This is a genomic window from Reella acinonychis, assembly GCF_052828705.1.
The window spans coordinates 636,221-650,759 of sequence record NZ_CM128256.1; the positions used below are offsets into that span (position 1 = coordinate 636,221).

The 14,539-nt window shown below is 38.9% G+C and carries 14 protein-coding genes; 12 read left to right on the forward strand and 2 right to left on the reverse strand.

Features of this window, described 5'->3' with window-relative positions:
- Positions 1 to 78 precede the first annotated feature (78 nt).
- A complete protein-coding gene (gene ribF / locus ACUXZ4_RS03115; protein ID WP_464973589.1) occupies positions 79 to 1,023 on the forward strand; it encodes a bifunctional riboflavin kinase/FAD synthetase in 945 nt (314 codons plus the stop codon).
- Between the two features lie 19 nt (positions 1,024 to 1,042).
- On the opposite strand, the gene argE is transcribed toward ribF, so the two are convergent.
- The gene (argE, locus tag ACUXZ4_RS03120) at positions 1,043 to 2,182 is read right to left on the reverse strand and encodes an acetylornithine deacetylase (protein ID WP_464973590.1); all 1,140 of its coding nucleotides are present in this window, start codon (positions 2,180 to 2,182) and stop codon (positions 1,043 to 1,045) included.
- 98 nt (positions 2,183 to 2,280) lie between these two features.
- Between argE and argC the strand changes: the two genes are divergently transcribed.
- The 10 genes from argC to groL all read left to right on the forward strand — a co-directional run bounded on the left by argC (position 2,281) and on the right by groL (position 12,377).
- Positions 2,281 to 3,291: an N-acetyl-gamma-glutamyl-phosphate reductase gene (gene argC / locus ACUXZ4_RS03125; RefSeq protein WP_464973591.1), complete on the forward strand. Its 1,011-nt coding sequence runs from the start codon at positions 2,281 to 2,283 to the stop codon at positions 3,289 to 3,291.
- A gap of 10 nt (positions 3,292 to 3,301) precedes the next feature.
- Positions 3,302 to 4,075 (forward strand): acetylglutamate kinase, encoded by a 774-nt coding sequence (gene argB / locus ACUXZ4_RS03130; RefSeq protein ID WP_464973592.1) that lies wholly within the window; start codon positions 3,302 to 3,304, stop codon positions 4,073 to 4,075.
- A 48-nt stretch (positions 4,076 to 4,123) separates the two neighbouring features.
- Entirely contained in the window at positions 4,124 to 5,500 is a 1,377-nt protein-coding gene (gene argH / locus ACUXZ4_RS03135; protein ID WP_464973593.1) for an argininosuccinate lyase, read from the forward strand.
- 146 nt (positions 5,501 to 5,646) lie between these two features.
- A complete protein-coding gene (locus tag ACUXZ4_RS03140; RefSeq protein ID WP_464973594.1) occupies positions 5,647 to 6,375 on the forward strand; it encodes a 1-acylglycerol-3-phosphate O-acyltransferase in 729 nt (242 codons plus the stop codon).
- Between the two features lie 3 nt (positions 6,376 to 6,378).
- Entirely contained in the window at positions 6,379 to 7,779 is a 1,401-nt protein-coding gene (locus tag ACUXZ4_RS03145) for a multicopper oxidase domain-containing protein (protein WP_464973595.1), read from the forward strand.
- 57 nt (positions 7,780 to 7,836) lie between these two features.
- The gene (gene prmA / locus ACUXZ4_RS03150) at positions 7,837 to 8,718 is read left to right on the forward strand and encodes a 50S ribosomal protein L11 methyltransferase (RefSeq protein ID WP_464973596.1); all 882 of its coding nucleotides are present in this window, start codon (positions 7,837 to 7,839) and stop codon (positions 8,716 to 8,718) included.
- Between the two features lie 173 nt (positions 8,719 to 8,891).
- Positions 8,892 to 9,875 (forward strand): tRNA dihydrouridine synthase DusB, encoded by a 984-nt coding sequence (dusB, locus tag ACUXZ4_RS03155; RefSeq protein WP_464973597.1) that lies wholly within the window; start codon positions 8,892 to 8,894, stop codon positions 9,873 to 9,875.
- On the forward strand, positions 9,868 to 10,167 hold the full coding sequence (gene fis, locus ACUXZ4_RS03160; RefSeq protein WP_464973598.1) for a DNA-binding transcriptional regulator Fis: 300 nt from the start codon (positions 9,868 to 9,870) through the stop codon (positions 10,165 to 10,167). Before dusB ends, fis begins: the two co-directional genes overlap by 8 nt.
- A 202-nt stretch (positions 10,168 to 10,369) precedes the next feature.
- Positions 10,370 to 10,660: a co-chaperone GroES gene (locus ACUXZ4_RS03165; protein ID WP_464973599.1), complete on the forward strand. Its 291-nt coding sequence runs from the start codon at positions 10,370 to 10,372 to the stop codon at positions 10,658 to 10,660.
- Positions 10,661 to 10,733: 73 nt separating this feature from the next.
- Entirely contained in the window at positions 10,734 to 12,377 is a 1,644-nt protein-coding gene (gene groL, locus ACUXZ4_RS03170; RefSeq protein ID WP_464973600.1) for a chaperonin GroEL, read from the forward strand.
- 94 nt (positions 12,378 to 12,471) lie between these two features.
- Here groL and argF read toward each other — a convergent pair whose 3' ends face one another.
- Positions 12,472 to 13,482: an ornithine carbamoyltransferase gene (gene argF, locus ACUXZ4_RS03175; protein ID WP_464973601.1), complete on the reverse strand. Its 1,011-nt coding sequence runs from the start codon at positions 13,480 to 13,482 to the stop codon at positions 12,472 to 12,474.
- Between the two features lie 201 nt (positions 13,483 to 13,683).
- Between argF and ACUXZ4_RS03180 the strand changes: the two genes are divergently transcribed.
- A complete protein-coding gene (locus tag ACUXZ4_RS03180; RefSeq protein ID WP_464973602.1) occupies positions 13,684 to 14,502 on the forward strand; it encodes a glycosyltransferase family 8 protein in 819 nt (272 codons plus the stop codon).
- The last annotated feature ends 37 nt before the right edge of the window (positions 14,503 to 14,539 follow it).

Genomic DNA, 14,539 nt, shown 5'->3' on the forward strand with positions numbered 1-14,539 from the left:
AAAGTTGAGTGGATTTTTTATTATTTTTAATTAAAATGTCGACACATTTTTATAAAACAGATTTTATCTTAGATTAATATGCAGCTTATTCGTGGAATAAGACAAATTCCCTCAGACTTTCCTGCTTGTGCGCTAACGATTGGTAATTTTGATGGTGTCCATTTAGGTCATCAAGCTATTTTGCGCCATCTAACACAAAAGGCGAAAACGCTCAATTTGCCTACAGCGGTAATGATATTTGAGCCACAACCTCGAGAATATTTTCTGGGGGAAAAAGCGCCTGCTCGTTTAATGCGGTTACGTGATAAATTGCATTATTTACAGCAAGCCGGTGTAGATTATGTGATTTGCGCTAAATTTGACCGCACTTTTGCTGAACAAACAGCTCAGGCCTTTATTGATACCTTATTAGTTGAAAAATTAAAAGTGAAGTTTCTCAGTATTGGCGATGATTTTCATTTTGGCGCAATGAGGCAAGGTAATTTCGTCTTGTTGCAAGAGGTCGGCAATAAATATGGATTTGAGGTAGAAAATAACCGCACTTTTTGTCTAAATGAACTGCGTGTTAGTAGCACTGCGATTCGAGAAGCATTAGCCGACAATCAGTTGGCACAAGCACAGACTTTATTGGGGCGTCCTTATCGCATTTGGGGCAAAGTGATTCATGGTAAAAAATTGGGACGCACCATTGGTTTTCCCACTGCGAACATCCGCTTACAACGGCAAGTTACACCAATTAAAGGCGTGTATGCGGTACAAGTGATATTGAAAAATGGATTGTTAGTACAAGGCGTTGCGAATATAGGATTACGCCCAACAGTAAATGGTGTTCGTCAATTGTTGGAAGTGCATCTCTTTGATTTCAATCAGAATTTATATGGTGAAAATATTCAAGTTGAATTTTGCCATAAGCTAAGGGATGAAATGAAATTCCCTTCACTTGAGGCGCTTAAAGAACAAATTCAGCAAGATGAACGAGAAGCAAGGCAGTGGTTTGAGTCAGAAAAAACAAAAGTGCGGTGAAATTCACCGCACTTTTTGATTAGCAGAAGTGAGCGATTAATTTGGTCAACAAGTCTCTTGTTGGTTGAATAAATTCAGTGGACAGGTATTCATCTGGTTGATGAGCTTGTTCTATTGAACCCGGTCCAAGCACTAATGTTGGGCAAAGTTGTTGGATAAATGGTGCTTCTGTGCAGTAATTCACAATTTCACATTTCTCACCTAGTAATTTTTCGACCACTTGCACCACTTGGGCAGAATGTTCACATTCATAACCTGGAGTTGGTTCATGCAAATTTTGTAAACTCAATCGATCGCCATATTGTTCAAAGAGTGGGGCCAGTTTTTCACGTAACATATCATCCAAATCATTGACGGTCATCGCAGGCAAAGGACGTAAATCAAAATGTAATTCACAACAAGCACAAATACGATTGACCGCATCTCCTCCTTGAATTGAACCAAAATTCATGGTTGGATAAGGCACTTCAAAACCAGCATGATGATATTTTTGTTGTAATTCATTGCGCATTTCAATCAAATAACCTGTTGCTTGGTGCATGATATCAATGGCGTTAATGCCACGAGCAGGATCGCTTGAATGTCCACTTTTACCAATAATGCGCAGCCCTTTGGCTAAATGCCCTTTGTGCGCTCGTACAGGACGTAAGGAGGTCGGCTCGCCCACAATGGCACAATCAGGACGAATATGGCTATGTTGTACAAAAGTGCGAATGCCGAGCATAGAAGTTTCCTCATCTGCGGTAGCTAATATGCGCAATGGCTTAGTTAATTTAGTTAGGTCAATTTGTTGAATAGCATCCAATACAAAAGCAAAAAAGCCTTTCATATCCGCTGTACCAAGCCCATATAATTTTCCGTCTTTTTCGGTAAGTTTGAAGGGATTGAATTGCCAACGTCCTTCATCGAAAGGAACGGTGTCCGTATGCCCAGATAGCAATAATCCTCCTTCACCTTCACCATAAGTAGCAAGTAGATTATACTTATGCGTATTCTCAATGGGTAAAATATCCACTCGGAAACCTAAATCTTGCAACCAAGTCGCGAGCAATTCAATTAAAGCGCGGTTAGATTGATCTTCGTTTTGTGAGAGGCTACTAATCGTTGGTGAAGCGATGAGGTCAGCATACATATTAAGAAATGATGGAAATTTTTTCATTGCATTAACCTATAATGGTTGATTTTTAAATATTTATGCAGAATAATAGCATAAATAATCAATAGAATGGCTGTTTCTTATATTATACGGGATAAATCATGACACAAAAAGCAATCATTATTGGCGCAAGTGGTTATACTGGCGCAGAACTTGCACAAATTCTCACTCGCCATCCCCATTTTGACTTAGCCGGACTTTATGTGTCGAGCCAAAGCCAAGATGCGCATAAACCGATTTCTCATTTATATCCTCAGCTGCGTTCAATTTGTGATCTTGTGTTACAGCCTTTGCCTGAGCAATTAGAAAACTTAGCGATTCAGACGGATATGGTATTTTTAGCTACTGCACATGAAGTCAGCCATAATATTGCACCTATTTTCTTGCAAAATGGCTGCCAAGTCTTTGATTTATCAGGTGCATTCCGCGTAAATAACCCAGAGTTTTATCAGCAATTCTATGGCTTTGAACATAAATATCCTGAATTATTAGCGCAAGCAGTTTATGGGTTAGCGGAATGGAATTATAAACAAATTGAAGAAACGGATTTGGTTGCTGTGGCGGGGTGTTATCCGACGGTTTCTCAACTTTGCCTCAAACCTCTGATTGAAAATCATTTATTAGAGTTAACACATTTGCCTGTTATTAATGCGGTGAGTGGTGTTAGTGGCGCGGGGCGTAAGGCTTCTTTAACTAGCAGTTTCTGTGAGGTGAGCTTAAATGCTTATGGCGTATTTAATCATCGTCATCAACCTGAAATAGCCACACATTTAGGAACGGAAGTGATTTTTACACCGCACTTAGGGAATTTCAAACGTGGCATTCTCGCGACCATTACAGCTAAATTAAAAGCGGGCGTAACAGATGAACAAATCAAATCGGCTTATCAACAATATTATAATCATCGCCCATTAGTGCGTTTATATGAGCAGGGTTTACCTAGCATTAAAGCGGTTGAATTCACGCCTTATTGCGATATTGGTTTTGCAACCCAAAATGGTCACATTATTATTGTGGGCGCAGAGGACAATTTATTAAAAGGGGCGGCAGCGCAAGCAGTCCAATGTGCTAATATTCGTTTTGGTTACCCTGAAGCCTTGGCATTAATATAAGGAAAATAAGATGAAACCTTTAGTGATAAAACTTGGTGGTGTATTGCTCGATACACCTGTTGCAATGGAAAATTTATTCACTGCTTTAGCTAATTATGCGAAAGATTTTGCTCGTCCACTGCTTATTGTTCATGGTGGTGGCTGCCTAGTGGATGATTTAATGAAACGCTTAAATCTACCAGTGCAAAAGAAAAATGGATTGCGCGTTACACCAAGTGATCAAATCGACATTATTGTTGGTGCCTTAGCGGGAACCGCGAACAAAACTTTGGTCGCGCAGGCTGCAAAATTTAACCTCAATCCTGTGGGGCTTTGCTTAGCCGATGGTAACATGACCAAAGCCTCTCAATTAGACGAAGAATTAGGTCATGTGGCGAACGTTGTGCCAAATGATCCTACTTTATTAGACAATTTACTCGCTGGCGCATTTTTACCGATCATTACCTCCATTGCTGTTGATGAACAAGGTCGATTGATGAATGTTAATGCAGATCAAGCCGCAACTGCGATTGCTGCATTGATTGGTGCTGATTTAGTTATGCTTTCTGATGTAAATGGCGTGCTTGATGGCAATAAACAACTTATTCCGCAATTAAATGCCGCACAAATTGAGCAGTTAATCGCAGATAAAGTGATTACTGATGGTATGATTGTTAAAGTGAATGCCGCATTGGAAGCAGCAAAAATGCTTAATAGTGGGGTTGATATTGCTAATTGGAAATATCCTGAAAAACTCACCGCACTTTTTGCAGGCGAAATCATTGGTACCCGAATTACACCTTAACTTCGCTTTCACCTAATTAAATAACTTAAAATATAAAAGGAATAACATATGGCTCTATGGGGCGGTCGTTTTACCCAAGCGGCAGATAAACGTTTTAAAGATTTTAATGATTCACTACGTTTTGATTATCGTTTAGCAGAACAAGATATTGAAGGCTCGATTGGTTGGTCAAAGGCTTTAGTCACCGTAAATGTGCTGAGCCAAGAGGAACAACAACAATTAGAGAAAGCGCTCAATGAATTATTAATCGAAGTGCGGTCAAATCCACAAGCGATTTTGCAAGATGACGCGGAAGATATTCATAGCTGGGTTGAAAGTAAGTTAATTGATAAAGTGGGCAATCTTGGTAAAAAATTGCACACAGGTCGTAGCCGAAATGACCAAGTTGCACTTGATATCAAAATGTGGTGCAAACAGCAAGTGATTGATTTGAAATATGCTATTCGTGAATTTCAAGCCAAATTAGTGCAAACAGCTGAGCAGAATCAACATGCAGTTATGCCAGGATATACGCATTTACAACGTGCACAACCCATTAGTTTTGCTCATTGGTGCATGGCTTATGTGGAAATGTTAGAACGTGATTATTCTCGTTTAACAGATGCTTATAACCGAATGAATACTTGTCCATTGGGGAGTGGTGCCTTAGCAGGGACGGCTTATCCGATTGATCGTGAATTATTAGCAAAAGACTTAGGTTTTAGTAGCGCGACACGTAACAGTTTAGATAGCGTATCTGATCGCGATCATATTATTGAATTACTTTCCGCAGCGTCTTTAAGTATGGCGCACCTTTCGCGTTTTGCAGAAGATATGATTATTTTTAACAGCGGGGAAGCAGATTTTGTCGAATTATCTGATCGTGTTACTTCAGGCTCTTCATTAATGCCACAGAAGAAAAACCCCGATGCATGTGAACTCATTCGTGGTAAAACAGGGCGTGTAATCGGCTCGTTAATGGGTATGTTAACCACAGTAAAAGGCTTGCCTCTCGCTTACAACAAAGATATGCAAGAGGATAAAGAAGGCATTTTTGATGCCTTAGACACTTGGCATGATTGTTTAGGCATGGCTGTTTTTGTACTTGAAGATATCAAAGTGAATGTAGAACGTACACGCGAAGCAGCATTAAAAGGCTATTCAAATGCAACAGAATTAGCCGATTACTTAGTGGCGAAAGGCGTACCATTCCGCGATTCACACCATATTGTTGGTGAAACAGTGGTATATGCAATCAAAGTACAAAAAGGTTTAGAAGATCTCAGTGTTGCCGAATTCCGTCAATTCAGCGATGTAGTTGATGAAGATGTTTACGACATTCTCTCATTACAATCTTGTCTTGATAAACGTTGTGCAAAAGGTGGTGTCTCTCCAATTCGTGTTGCCGAAGCCATTGCGGAAGCAAAAGAGAGAGTTCAAATCTAATTTTCTTTATCAAAGCCCTAATCTTGCGATTGGGGCTTTTAAAACTCATTTATTTTTAACCGCACTTTTTATTTCATTTATCCGAAATCCTACACAGTAGTCATGATTTCCGCTATACTGGCTAAAATTTTTGTAAGGACTTTATTATGCTAAAAATTGCGAGAATTATTGTTGTTGTGCTTTGTTGTATTTTGATTTGTTTATTAGGCACAATTTATTCGCTTATTCATTTTAGAAACCCGAATAATGTCAGTGTAGTCGCGCGTTGGTTTGGACGTTTATATCCTTTGTTTGGCTTAAAAGTGGAACATCGTTTTCCTGATAACGTGGAGGAATTTGGGCGTTGTATTTACATCGGCAATCACCAAAATAATTATGATATGGTGACCATCGCTTATATGATGAGACCTCGAACTGTTAGTGTGGGCAAAAAAAGCCTGATTTGGATTCCCTTTTTTGGTTTAGTGTATTGGGCAACGGGGAATATTCTTTTAGATCGAGATAATCGTAATAAAGCGCATAATACAATGGGCGAATTGGCTCGTCGTATCAATGAAGATGATTTATCCGTTTGGATGTTCCCTGAAGGTACTCGTAGTCGCGGTCGAGGTTTACTACCATTTAAAACGGGTGCATTTCACGCAGCTTTAGCAGCAGATGTGCCTATTGTGCCTGTGGTTTGTTCGACGACACAAGGAAAAATTGATCTTAATCGTTGGGATAATGGCAAGGTGATTTGCGAAATGTTGCCGCCTATTGATAGTCGTCAATTTAGCAAAGAAAATGTACGTGAATTTGCCGGCTATTGCCATCAGATTATGCTACAACGTATTAATGAATTAGATCAAGAAATTGCGCAATCACAGCAGAGTTAATCTATGAAGCTATCTCGTCGCCAATTATTTCGTCAAACCGCTATTGCTTCAGCAATTAGTCTATTGCCAATGTCGTTAATTGCGGCAAGCAGAGAGGCTTTGCGTATTCCACCATTGTTAGAAAGTCGTCGAGGTAAACCTATTTTTCTTAGCTTAGAAAGCACGCAAGTTAAGGTCAACAATGAAAAAATCGTAGAACTTTGGGGTTTTAACGGACAATATTTAGGACCAACTGTTAAGGTGAGAAAAGGGGATTTTGTTAAGCTGAATTATCGCAATTTATTGCCACAACTTGTGGCGATGAATATTCAGGGATTGCAAGTAAGTAGTGATATCCTCGGCGGTATTGGTCATGGCTTAAAAACAGGGCAACATTGGGCCCCTATTGTGCCAATTACGCAATCAGCCGCGACTTGTTATTATCAATCTTGTTCCCTTGCGAGCTCCGCTTATCAAAATTACCGCGGTTTAGTTGGGATGTGGATTATTGAAGATGATGAAAGCCGCAAAGCTAATTTACCGAATAAATATGGTGTCAACGATATTCCGCTAATTCTGCAGGATGTACAACTCAATGATGAGGGAACGCAATTATTTCAACAAAATGAACCGCACTTTTTCGGTAATCGTTTGTTGGTTAATGGGCAAGAAGCTCCTTATTTAAATGTGGCACGTGGTTGGGTTCGCTTACGCTTAGTCAATGCTTCGTTATCCAGAGCCTATGAATTACGTTTAGATGATGATCGCGAGTTTTTCGTTATTGCACAGGATCAAGGATTTCTTCCACAGCCTAAAAAAGTGACTTCTGTCATGCTTGGAATAAGTGAACGTATTGAATTATTGGTGGATCTCAATGAAGGTGGCAACGTTAGTTTAATTGTGGGTAAAAAACGTGGTTTTATTGATAAAGTGGGACTTTTCTTCGATAGTGATAACCAACTTAGCGACAATACCGTATTAGAATTGCGTCCAGAAGGTTTACTTTCTGTTTTCACCAATAAACCTGATTACCAATTTAGTCAGTATGCTAGTTTACCAACGGAAATTGCACAAGAGCGCCAATTCCATTTGGATACGCTCAACTCAATGATTAATCAAAAACGTTTTGATCCTCGCCGCATTGATGTGAATGCGAAACAAGGTTCAGTGGAACGTTGGACGTTGTCTGTTTCGTCCGCGACTGGCTTTCGTATTCAAGGGGCAAAATTCCTGATTGAAAGCAAAGACAATGTGCAAACGACAAGTGATGAGCTGGTGTGGAAAGATGCGGTTTGGATTGAAAAACAAGCCTCATTATTAGTGAAATTTGATAATTTATCCTCCAATTCGCAGCCCTTTATTTTTGGCGCGGCAGATTTAATGCAGGCAGATAAAGGCGCGATTGGGTTGATTGTAGTACAGTAACAAACAAAAGTGCGGTGGAAATAACCGCACTTTTTACTTGAATAAGAAGGAATGATTATGGCTTGGGTACAAATTCGTTTGAATAGCACCAATGAAAAAGCAGAAAAAATTAGCGATTTTTTGGAAGAATTAGGTTCCGTATCTGTTACCTTTATGGACAGCCAAGATACCCCGATTTTCGAGCCATTACCGGGCGAAACACGTCTTTGGGGCAATACAGATGTAATGGCGTTATTTGATGCAGAAACAGATATGCAGCCTATTTTAACCGCACTTCAGCAGAGTGGCTTATTGGAAACTGATTTTGCTTATAAAATTGAGCAAATTGAAGATAAGGATTGGGAACGTGAGTGGATGGATAATTTCCATCCAATGCAATTCGGCAAGCGTTTATGGATTTGCCCAACTTGGCGTGAAGTGCCCGATGAAAATGCGGTTAATGTGATGCTTGATCCCGGTTTGGCATTTGGTACAGGCACACATCCCACTACAGCGCTTTGTTTAGAATGGTTGGATAGTTTAGATCTTGAAGGAAAAACAGTGATTGATTTTGGTTGTGGCTCAGGTATTTTAGCGATTGCTGCACTCAAATTAGGCGCGAAAAGTGCGGTGGGAATTGATATTGATCCGCAAGCAATTTTAGCGAGCCGCAATAATGCGGAACAAAATGGTGTAGCAGATCGCCTACAACTTTTCTTATCGCACGAAAAATCAGAAGATTTAAAAGCCGATATTGTGGTGGCGAACATTTTGGCAGGGCCACTAAAAGAGCTTTACCCGATTATTAGCCAACTGGCAAATGACAATGGTGATTTAGGTTTATCAGGGATTTTAGCGAGTCAAGCGCCTTCAGTATGTGAAACTTACCAACAAAAATTCAGTCTTGATCCTGTGGTAGAACGTGAGGAATGGTGCCGAATTACAGGGAAATTGGCTTAATTCGTAAAAGTCAACTAGAGAAAGGCATATTTTTCTGTGTTTTGTTTAAAAATTATGCTTTTCAAACCCTTCAAAAGTGCGTATCATAGCATCCCTTGTCGGTAACGATAGCCGAATATTTAACCAATAATATTCGGTTTCTTTTTTCTGTTTTGTTTACATTGGAGTCCATAATGCGAATTGGTCAATATCAATTAAAAAATCGCATTTTGTTGGCACCAATGGCGGGGATTACGGATCAACCATTTCGTAAACTTTGTGCAAGTTATGGTGCAGGGTTGACCTTCTCTGAAATGATGTCCACAAATCCTCAGGTTTGGCATACAGAAAAATCAAAACTGCGTTTATCTCATCATCAAGATGCGGGTATAAATGCGGTACAAATTGCAGGCGCAGACCCTGAAGAAATGGCGTTAGCGGCTCAAGTAAATGTGGAATATGGCGCTCAAATTATTGATATTAATATGGGTTGTCCAGCTAAAAAGGTAAATAAAAAACTGGCAGGTTCTGCCTTGTTACAATATCCCGATTTGGTCGCAAAAATACTTGAGGCGGTGGTCAATGCAGTGGACGTGCCTGTCACATTAAAAATTCGCACAGGTTGGGATCGCCAACATCGGAATTGCGTAGAAATTGCTAAAATCGCACAACAAAGCGGTATTCAAGCACTCACTATTCATGGACGCACAAGAGAATGTTTATTTGAAGGTGAGGCAGAATACGACAATATTAAAGCGGTTAAACAAGCAGTTTCGATTCCAATCATTGCTAATGGTGATATTACAACCGTAGAAAAAGCAAAATTTGTTCTCGATTATACGGGAGCGGATGCCATAATGATTGGGCGTGGGGCATTAGGTCAGCCTTGGCTATTTCGGTCGATGGTCAGCTTAATTGAAACAAATTCATTATTATCGGAACCTGACCTAGCAGAAAAGTGCGGTGTAATTTTGCAACATATTGCGGCATTACATCAATTCTATGGTGCTGAAAAAGGCTACAGAATTGCGCGCAAACATGTGGGTTGGTATTTACAAGGAATTTTTCCTGATTCCGATTTTAAACAGACTTTTAATGCGATTACATCTGCGGATGAACAATTAGTTGCATTGGAAGATTTTTTTAATTTTATTCGCTATGGAAACAACAATGTTTGAACAAACTACAACTTCTACAAATATGTTTATCGTGCCAGAATTAAATGCACAATCTCAAACTGTGAGCAAACCTTTACGTGATTCAGTAAAACGTGCATTAAAAAATTACTTAGTACAACTTGATGGGCAAGATGTTAACGATCTTTATGAACTGGTTTTAGCAGAAGTTGAACAACCGATGTTAGACATGGTTATGCAACATACTCGTGGTAACCAAACTCGTGCAGCATTAATGTTGGGTATCAATCGTGGCACATTACGCAAAAAATTAAAACAATATGGTATGGGCTAATTGATTGGCTTAAGATCTCTTCTAAATGGCTCGTTGTGAGCCATTTTTTCTTTCTCTCAAAAAAGTCTTCAAAATGCACCGCACTTTTTGTACTTTCTTTTATTAAAATCAAATTATTTTACATTTCACTCTTGAAAGCATAAATTTCTTCCCCATATAATCCTCACATTTGTTACAAATCTTACTTTAGAGGAAATTCAAAATGGCAATTCGTCCTTTACACGATCGTGTAATTATCAAACGTGAAGAAGTTGAAACTAAGTCAGCAGGCGGTATCGTATTAACCGGCTCAGCAGCAACCAAATCAACCCGCGCTAAAGTGATTGCAGTGGGCAAAGGTCGCATTTTAGAAAATGGCACAGTGCAACCTTTAGATGTAAAAGTTGGCGATACTGTGATTTTCAATGATGGTTACGGCGTAAAAAGCGAAAAAATTGATGGCGAAGAAGTATTAATCGTTTCTGAGAACGATATTTTAGCGATTGTAGAATAATTTGTCCCTCAAATACTTTGGTTTAAATTTATAGGGATGTCATATTGGCGTCCGTTAAAAAAGGAAAAATAAAATGGCAGCAAAAGACGTAAAATTTGGTAACGATGCTCGTGTAAAAATGTTAGCAGGCGTGAATGTATTAGCAGATGCAGTGAAAGTAACTTTAGGTCCTAAAGGTCGTAATGTGGTATTAGATAAAGCCTTTGGCGCGCCAACCATTACAAAAGATGGTGTGTCAGTTGCTCGTGAAATTGAATTAGCGGATAAATTCGAAAACATGGGGGCACAAATGGTGAAAGAAGTTGCTTCTAAAGCCAATGATGCTGCTGGTGATGGTACAACAACAGCGACAGTTTTAGCGCAAGCTATTGTTAACGAAGGCTTGAAAGCGGTTGCTGCAGGCATGAATCCAATGGATCTAAAACGTGGTATTGATAAAGCGGTTACTGCAGTTGTTGCAGAATTAAAAGCACTTTCAAAACCATGTGAAACTTCAAAAGAAATTGAGCAAGTGGGTACGATTTCTGCAAACTCTGACAACATTGTGGGTAAATTAATCGCTCAAGCAATGGAAAAAGTGGGCAAAGAAGGCGTTATCACTGTTGAAGATGGTACGGGGTTAGAAGATGAATTAGCGGTTGTAGAAGGTATGCAATTCGACCGCGGTTATTTATCACCATATTTTATCAACAAACCTGAAACAGCGACTGTTGAATTAGATAATCCATTTATTTTATTAGTGGATAAAAAAATCTCTAATATTCGCGAATTATTACCTGTATTAGAAGGTGTGGCGAAAGCGGGTAAACCATTATTGATCATCGCAGAAGATGTGGAAGGTGAAGCACTTGCAACTTTAGTTGTGAATACCATGCGTGGTATCGTAAAAGTAGCAGCTGTGAAAGCACCAGGTTTTGGTGATCGTCGTAAAGCGATGTTACAAGATATCGCGATTCTTACTGCAGGTACAGTGATTTCAGAAGAAATCGGTATGGAGTTAGAAAAAGCAACTTTAGAAGATCTTGGTCAAGCTAAACGTGTTGTAATTAACAAAGATAATACCACTATTATTGATGGTATCGGCGATGAAGCACAAATCAAAGGTCGCGTAGCTCAAATTCGTCAACAAATTGAAGAAACTACTTCTGATTACGATAAAGAAAAATTACAAGAACGCGTAGCTAAATTAGCTGGCGGTGTTGCTGTTATCAAAGTAGGTGCTGCAACTGAAGTTGAAATGAAAGAGAAGAAAGATCGTGTGGAAGATGCACTACACGCAACGCGTGCAGCGGTTGAAGAAGGTATCGTTGCGGGTGGTGGTGTTGCATTAGTTCGTGCAGCAAGCAAAGTTGCAACGCACTTAACCGGTGACAATGAAGAACAAAATGTGGGTATTCGTTTAGCATTACGCGCGATGGAATCGCCATTACGTCAAATCGTTGAAAATGCAGGTGAAGAAGGTTCTGTTGTGGCAAGTGCAGTTAAAGCTGGTGAAGGTAACTTCGGTTATAATGCAAGCACAGAACAATATGGCGATATGATTGAAATGGGTATTTTAGATCCAACTAAAGTGACTCGTTCTGCATTACAATTCGCAGCTTCTGTTGCTGGTTTAATGATTACTACAGAATGTATGGTAACAGAATTACCGAAAGATGAAAAAGCTGACCTAGGTGCTGGCATGGGCGGAATGGGAGGCATGGGCGGAATGATGTAATTCCCCCCAACAATCCACAATTTAAAGGACTGTTTCTGAATATATCAGCAACAGTCCTTTTATTTTTGGCGGTGAAAGTTATCTTTTTATGGTCTTATTCACCTAATGTAGCGACCATCACAGCTTTAATGGTATGCATTCTATTTTCAGCTTCGTCAAACACAATGGATGCCTCAGATTCAAATACTTCATCTGTTACTTCCAAACCATTCATTCCATATTTTTCTGCAATTTCTTTCCCTACTGTGGTTTCTGAATCATGGAATGCAGGTAAACAATGTAAGAATTTCACTTTCGGATTTTGCGTTAATTTCATTAATTCTGCATTGACTTGATAAGGCTTCATCAGATTAATTCTTGCTTCCCAAGCTGATTCTGGCTCGCCCATTGATACCCAAACATCAGTATAAACGAAATCAACATCTTTTACGCCTTCTGCGACATCTTCTGTACAAGTAATTTTTGCCCCTGTTTGTGTAGCAAGTTCAGCAACTTCATCTAACAATTTTTGTTCTGGGAAAAATTGTTTTGGTGCAACCAATCGTAAATCCATTCCCATTAATGCTGCGCCTTCAACAAAAGAATTGCCCATATTGTTGCGCGCATCGCCTAAATAAGCCATTTTAATTTGATTTAACGGTTTATCGCTATATTCAAGCATGGTTAAAAAGTCAGCTAAAATTTGCGTTGGATGGAATTCATCCGTTAAACCATTCCACACCGGCACGCCTGAGAAATCAGCCAAGAACTGTACTAATTCTTGTCCAAAGCCACGATATTGAATACCGTCATACATTCTGCCTAGCACACGTGCTGTATCTTTCATTGATTCTTTATGCCCAATTTGTGAGCCGCTCGGTCCGATATAACTCACTTTTGCACCCTGATCAAATGCGGCTACTTCAAAAGCACAACGAGTACGTGTTGAGCTTTTCTCAAAAATGAGTGCTATATTTTTACCCTTCATTGTTTGTTTTTCTGTACCTGCCTTTTTATCTGCTTTTAATTTCGCAGATAAATCAAGCAAATAACGAATTTCATTGGGAGTAAAATCCATTAAGCGTAGGAAATGACGATTTTTTAGATTAGGTGTATTTGCAAGCATAGCGCTTCCTTATTATTGATGAATGATTGTTAATCAAAATTATAGTCATTTATCGGATCTTTTCAAAAGTTTTATCGCCAAATTGGTTTTGAGGTAAAAACGCTGTAAAAATCCACCGCACTTTTTTCTTTTATCAGCGCTCACAGAAGAGTATTCTGCTATACTTTGGTCAAATCTATAGCTAATTAATTGGATAAAACCATGCCATCTTCACAACCATTTCGTTTGCCTATTGTTCTTGGCGCTGATAATCGCTATTTACCGCAAATTTACACAGTAATAAAGTCTATCTGTTACCATAATCGTAACATTAAATTTTACTTATTTAATAAAGATATTCCATCAGAAACCTTTAATCATTTAAACCAAAAGTTAGCTCACCTGAATAGTGAAATTATTGATATAAAAATTAATAATCAGCAAATTGCGCAATATCGAACCTATCAACATATTAGTTCCGCTTCCACTTTTTTTCGTTATTTTATTGCTGATTATGTGATTGAACCCAAAGCACTTTATCTTGACTGTGATTTGGTTGTAAATGGCGACTTAATGTCGTTATATCAGATTGATATTGAAAATTATTTTTTAGCTGCGGTAAAAGATAATGTTGCAGAAAAAATACATCAGAAAACTGATTTTAACGCTGGTGTCATGCTTATTAATGTTGAAGCATGGCGGAAGAACAACATTTCCGAATTGGCGATTGATTTATCTAATAAATATATTGATCAAATGCCCGATGCTGACCAAAGCATTTTAAATTTGATTTTTAATCAACACCATTGGCTACGATTAAATAGAGGATTCAATTATTTAATTGGTTGTGATTATCTCTTTCAACGGTTTAATATGGCTCAATACATTGAAGATTTAGGGGAGGAGCTCCCACTAATTGTGCATTTTAATACAGAAGCCAAACCTTGGTTATTAGAAAATTTAACCCGTTTCCGCTCATTGTATTGGGATTATGCTAATTTAGATTGGAATGAGATTTATCAACATCACCAAATGATGTAGCTGTCTTGGGATGGTTAATAGAAATGGCGATGCTTAA

Excerpts from the sequence above, each read along its gene's own strand:
- ACUXZ4_RS03165 (WP_464973599.1), top strand. The coding sequence starts at position 10,370 with ATGGCAATTCGTCCTTTACACGATCGTGTAATTATCAAACGTGAAGAA.
- argB (WP_464973592.1), top strand. The coding sequence starts at position 3,302 with ATGAAACCTTTAGTGATAAAACTTGGTGGTGTATTGCTCGATACACCT.
- prmA (WP_464973596.1), top strand. The coding sequence starts at position 7,837 with ATGGCTTGGGTACAAATTCGTTTGAATAGCACCAATGAAAAAGCAGAA.
- ribF (WP_464973589.1), top strand. The coding sequence starts at position 79 with ATGCAGCTTATTCGTGGAATAAGACAAATTCCCTCAGACTTTCCTGCT.
- groL (WP_464973600.1), top strand. The coding sequence starts at position 10,734 with ATGGCAGCAAAAGACGTAAAATTTGGTAACGATGCTCGTGTAAAAATG.
- argC (WP_464973591.1), top strand. The coding sequence starts at position 2,281 with ATGACACAAAAAGCAATCATTATTGGCGCAAGTGGTTATACTGGCGCA.
- ACUXZ4_RS03145 (WP_464973595.1), top strand. The coding sequence starts at position 6,379 with ATGAAGCTATCTCGTCGCCAATTATTTCGTCAAACCGCTATTGCTTCA.
- fis (WP_464973598.1), top strand. The coding sequence starts at position 9,868 with ATGTTTGAACAAACTACAACTTCTACAAATATGTTTATCGTGCCAGAA.
- argF (WP_464973601.1), bottom strand. The coding sequence starts at position 13,482 with ATGCTTGCAAATACACCTAATCTAAAAAATCGTCATTTCCTACGCTTA.
- argE (WP_464973590.1), bottom strand. The coding sequence starts at position 2,182 with ATGAAAAAATTTCCATCATTTCTTAATATGTATGCTGACCTCATCGCT.
- ACUXZ4_RS03180 (WP_464973602.1), top strand. The coding sequence starts at position 13,684 with ATGCCATCTTCACAACCATTTCGTTTGCCTATTGTTCTTGGCGCTGAT.
- argH (WP_464973593.1), top strand. The coding sequence starts at position 4,124 with ATGGCTCTATGGGGCGGTCGTTTTACCCAAGCGGCAGATAAACGTTTT.
- dusB (WP_464973597.1), top strand. The coding sequence starts at position 8,892 with ATGCGAATTGGTCAATATCAATTAAAAAATCGCATTTTGTTGGCACCA.
- ACUXZ4_RS03140 (WP_464973594.1), top strand. The coding sequence starts at position 5,647 with ATGCTAAAAATTGCGAGAATTATTGTTGTTGTGCTTTGTTGTATTTTG.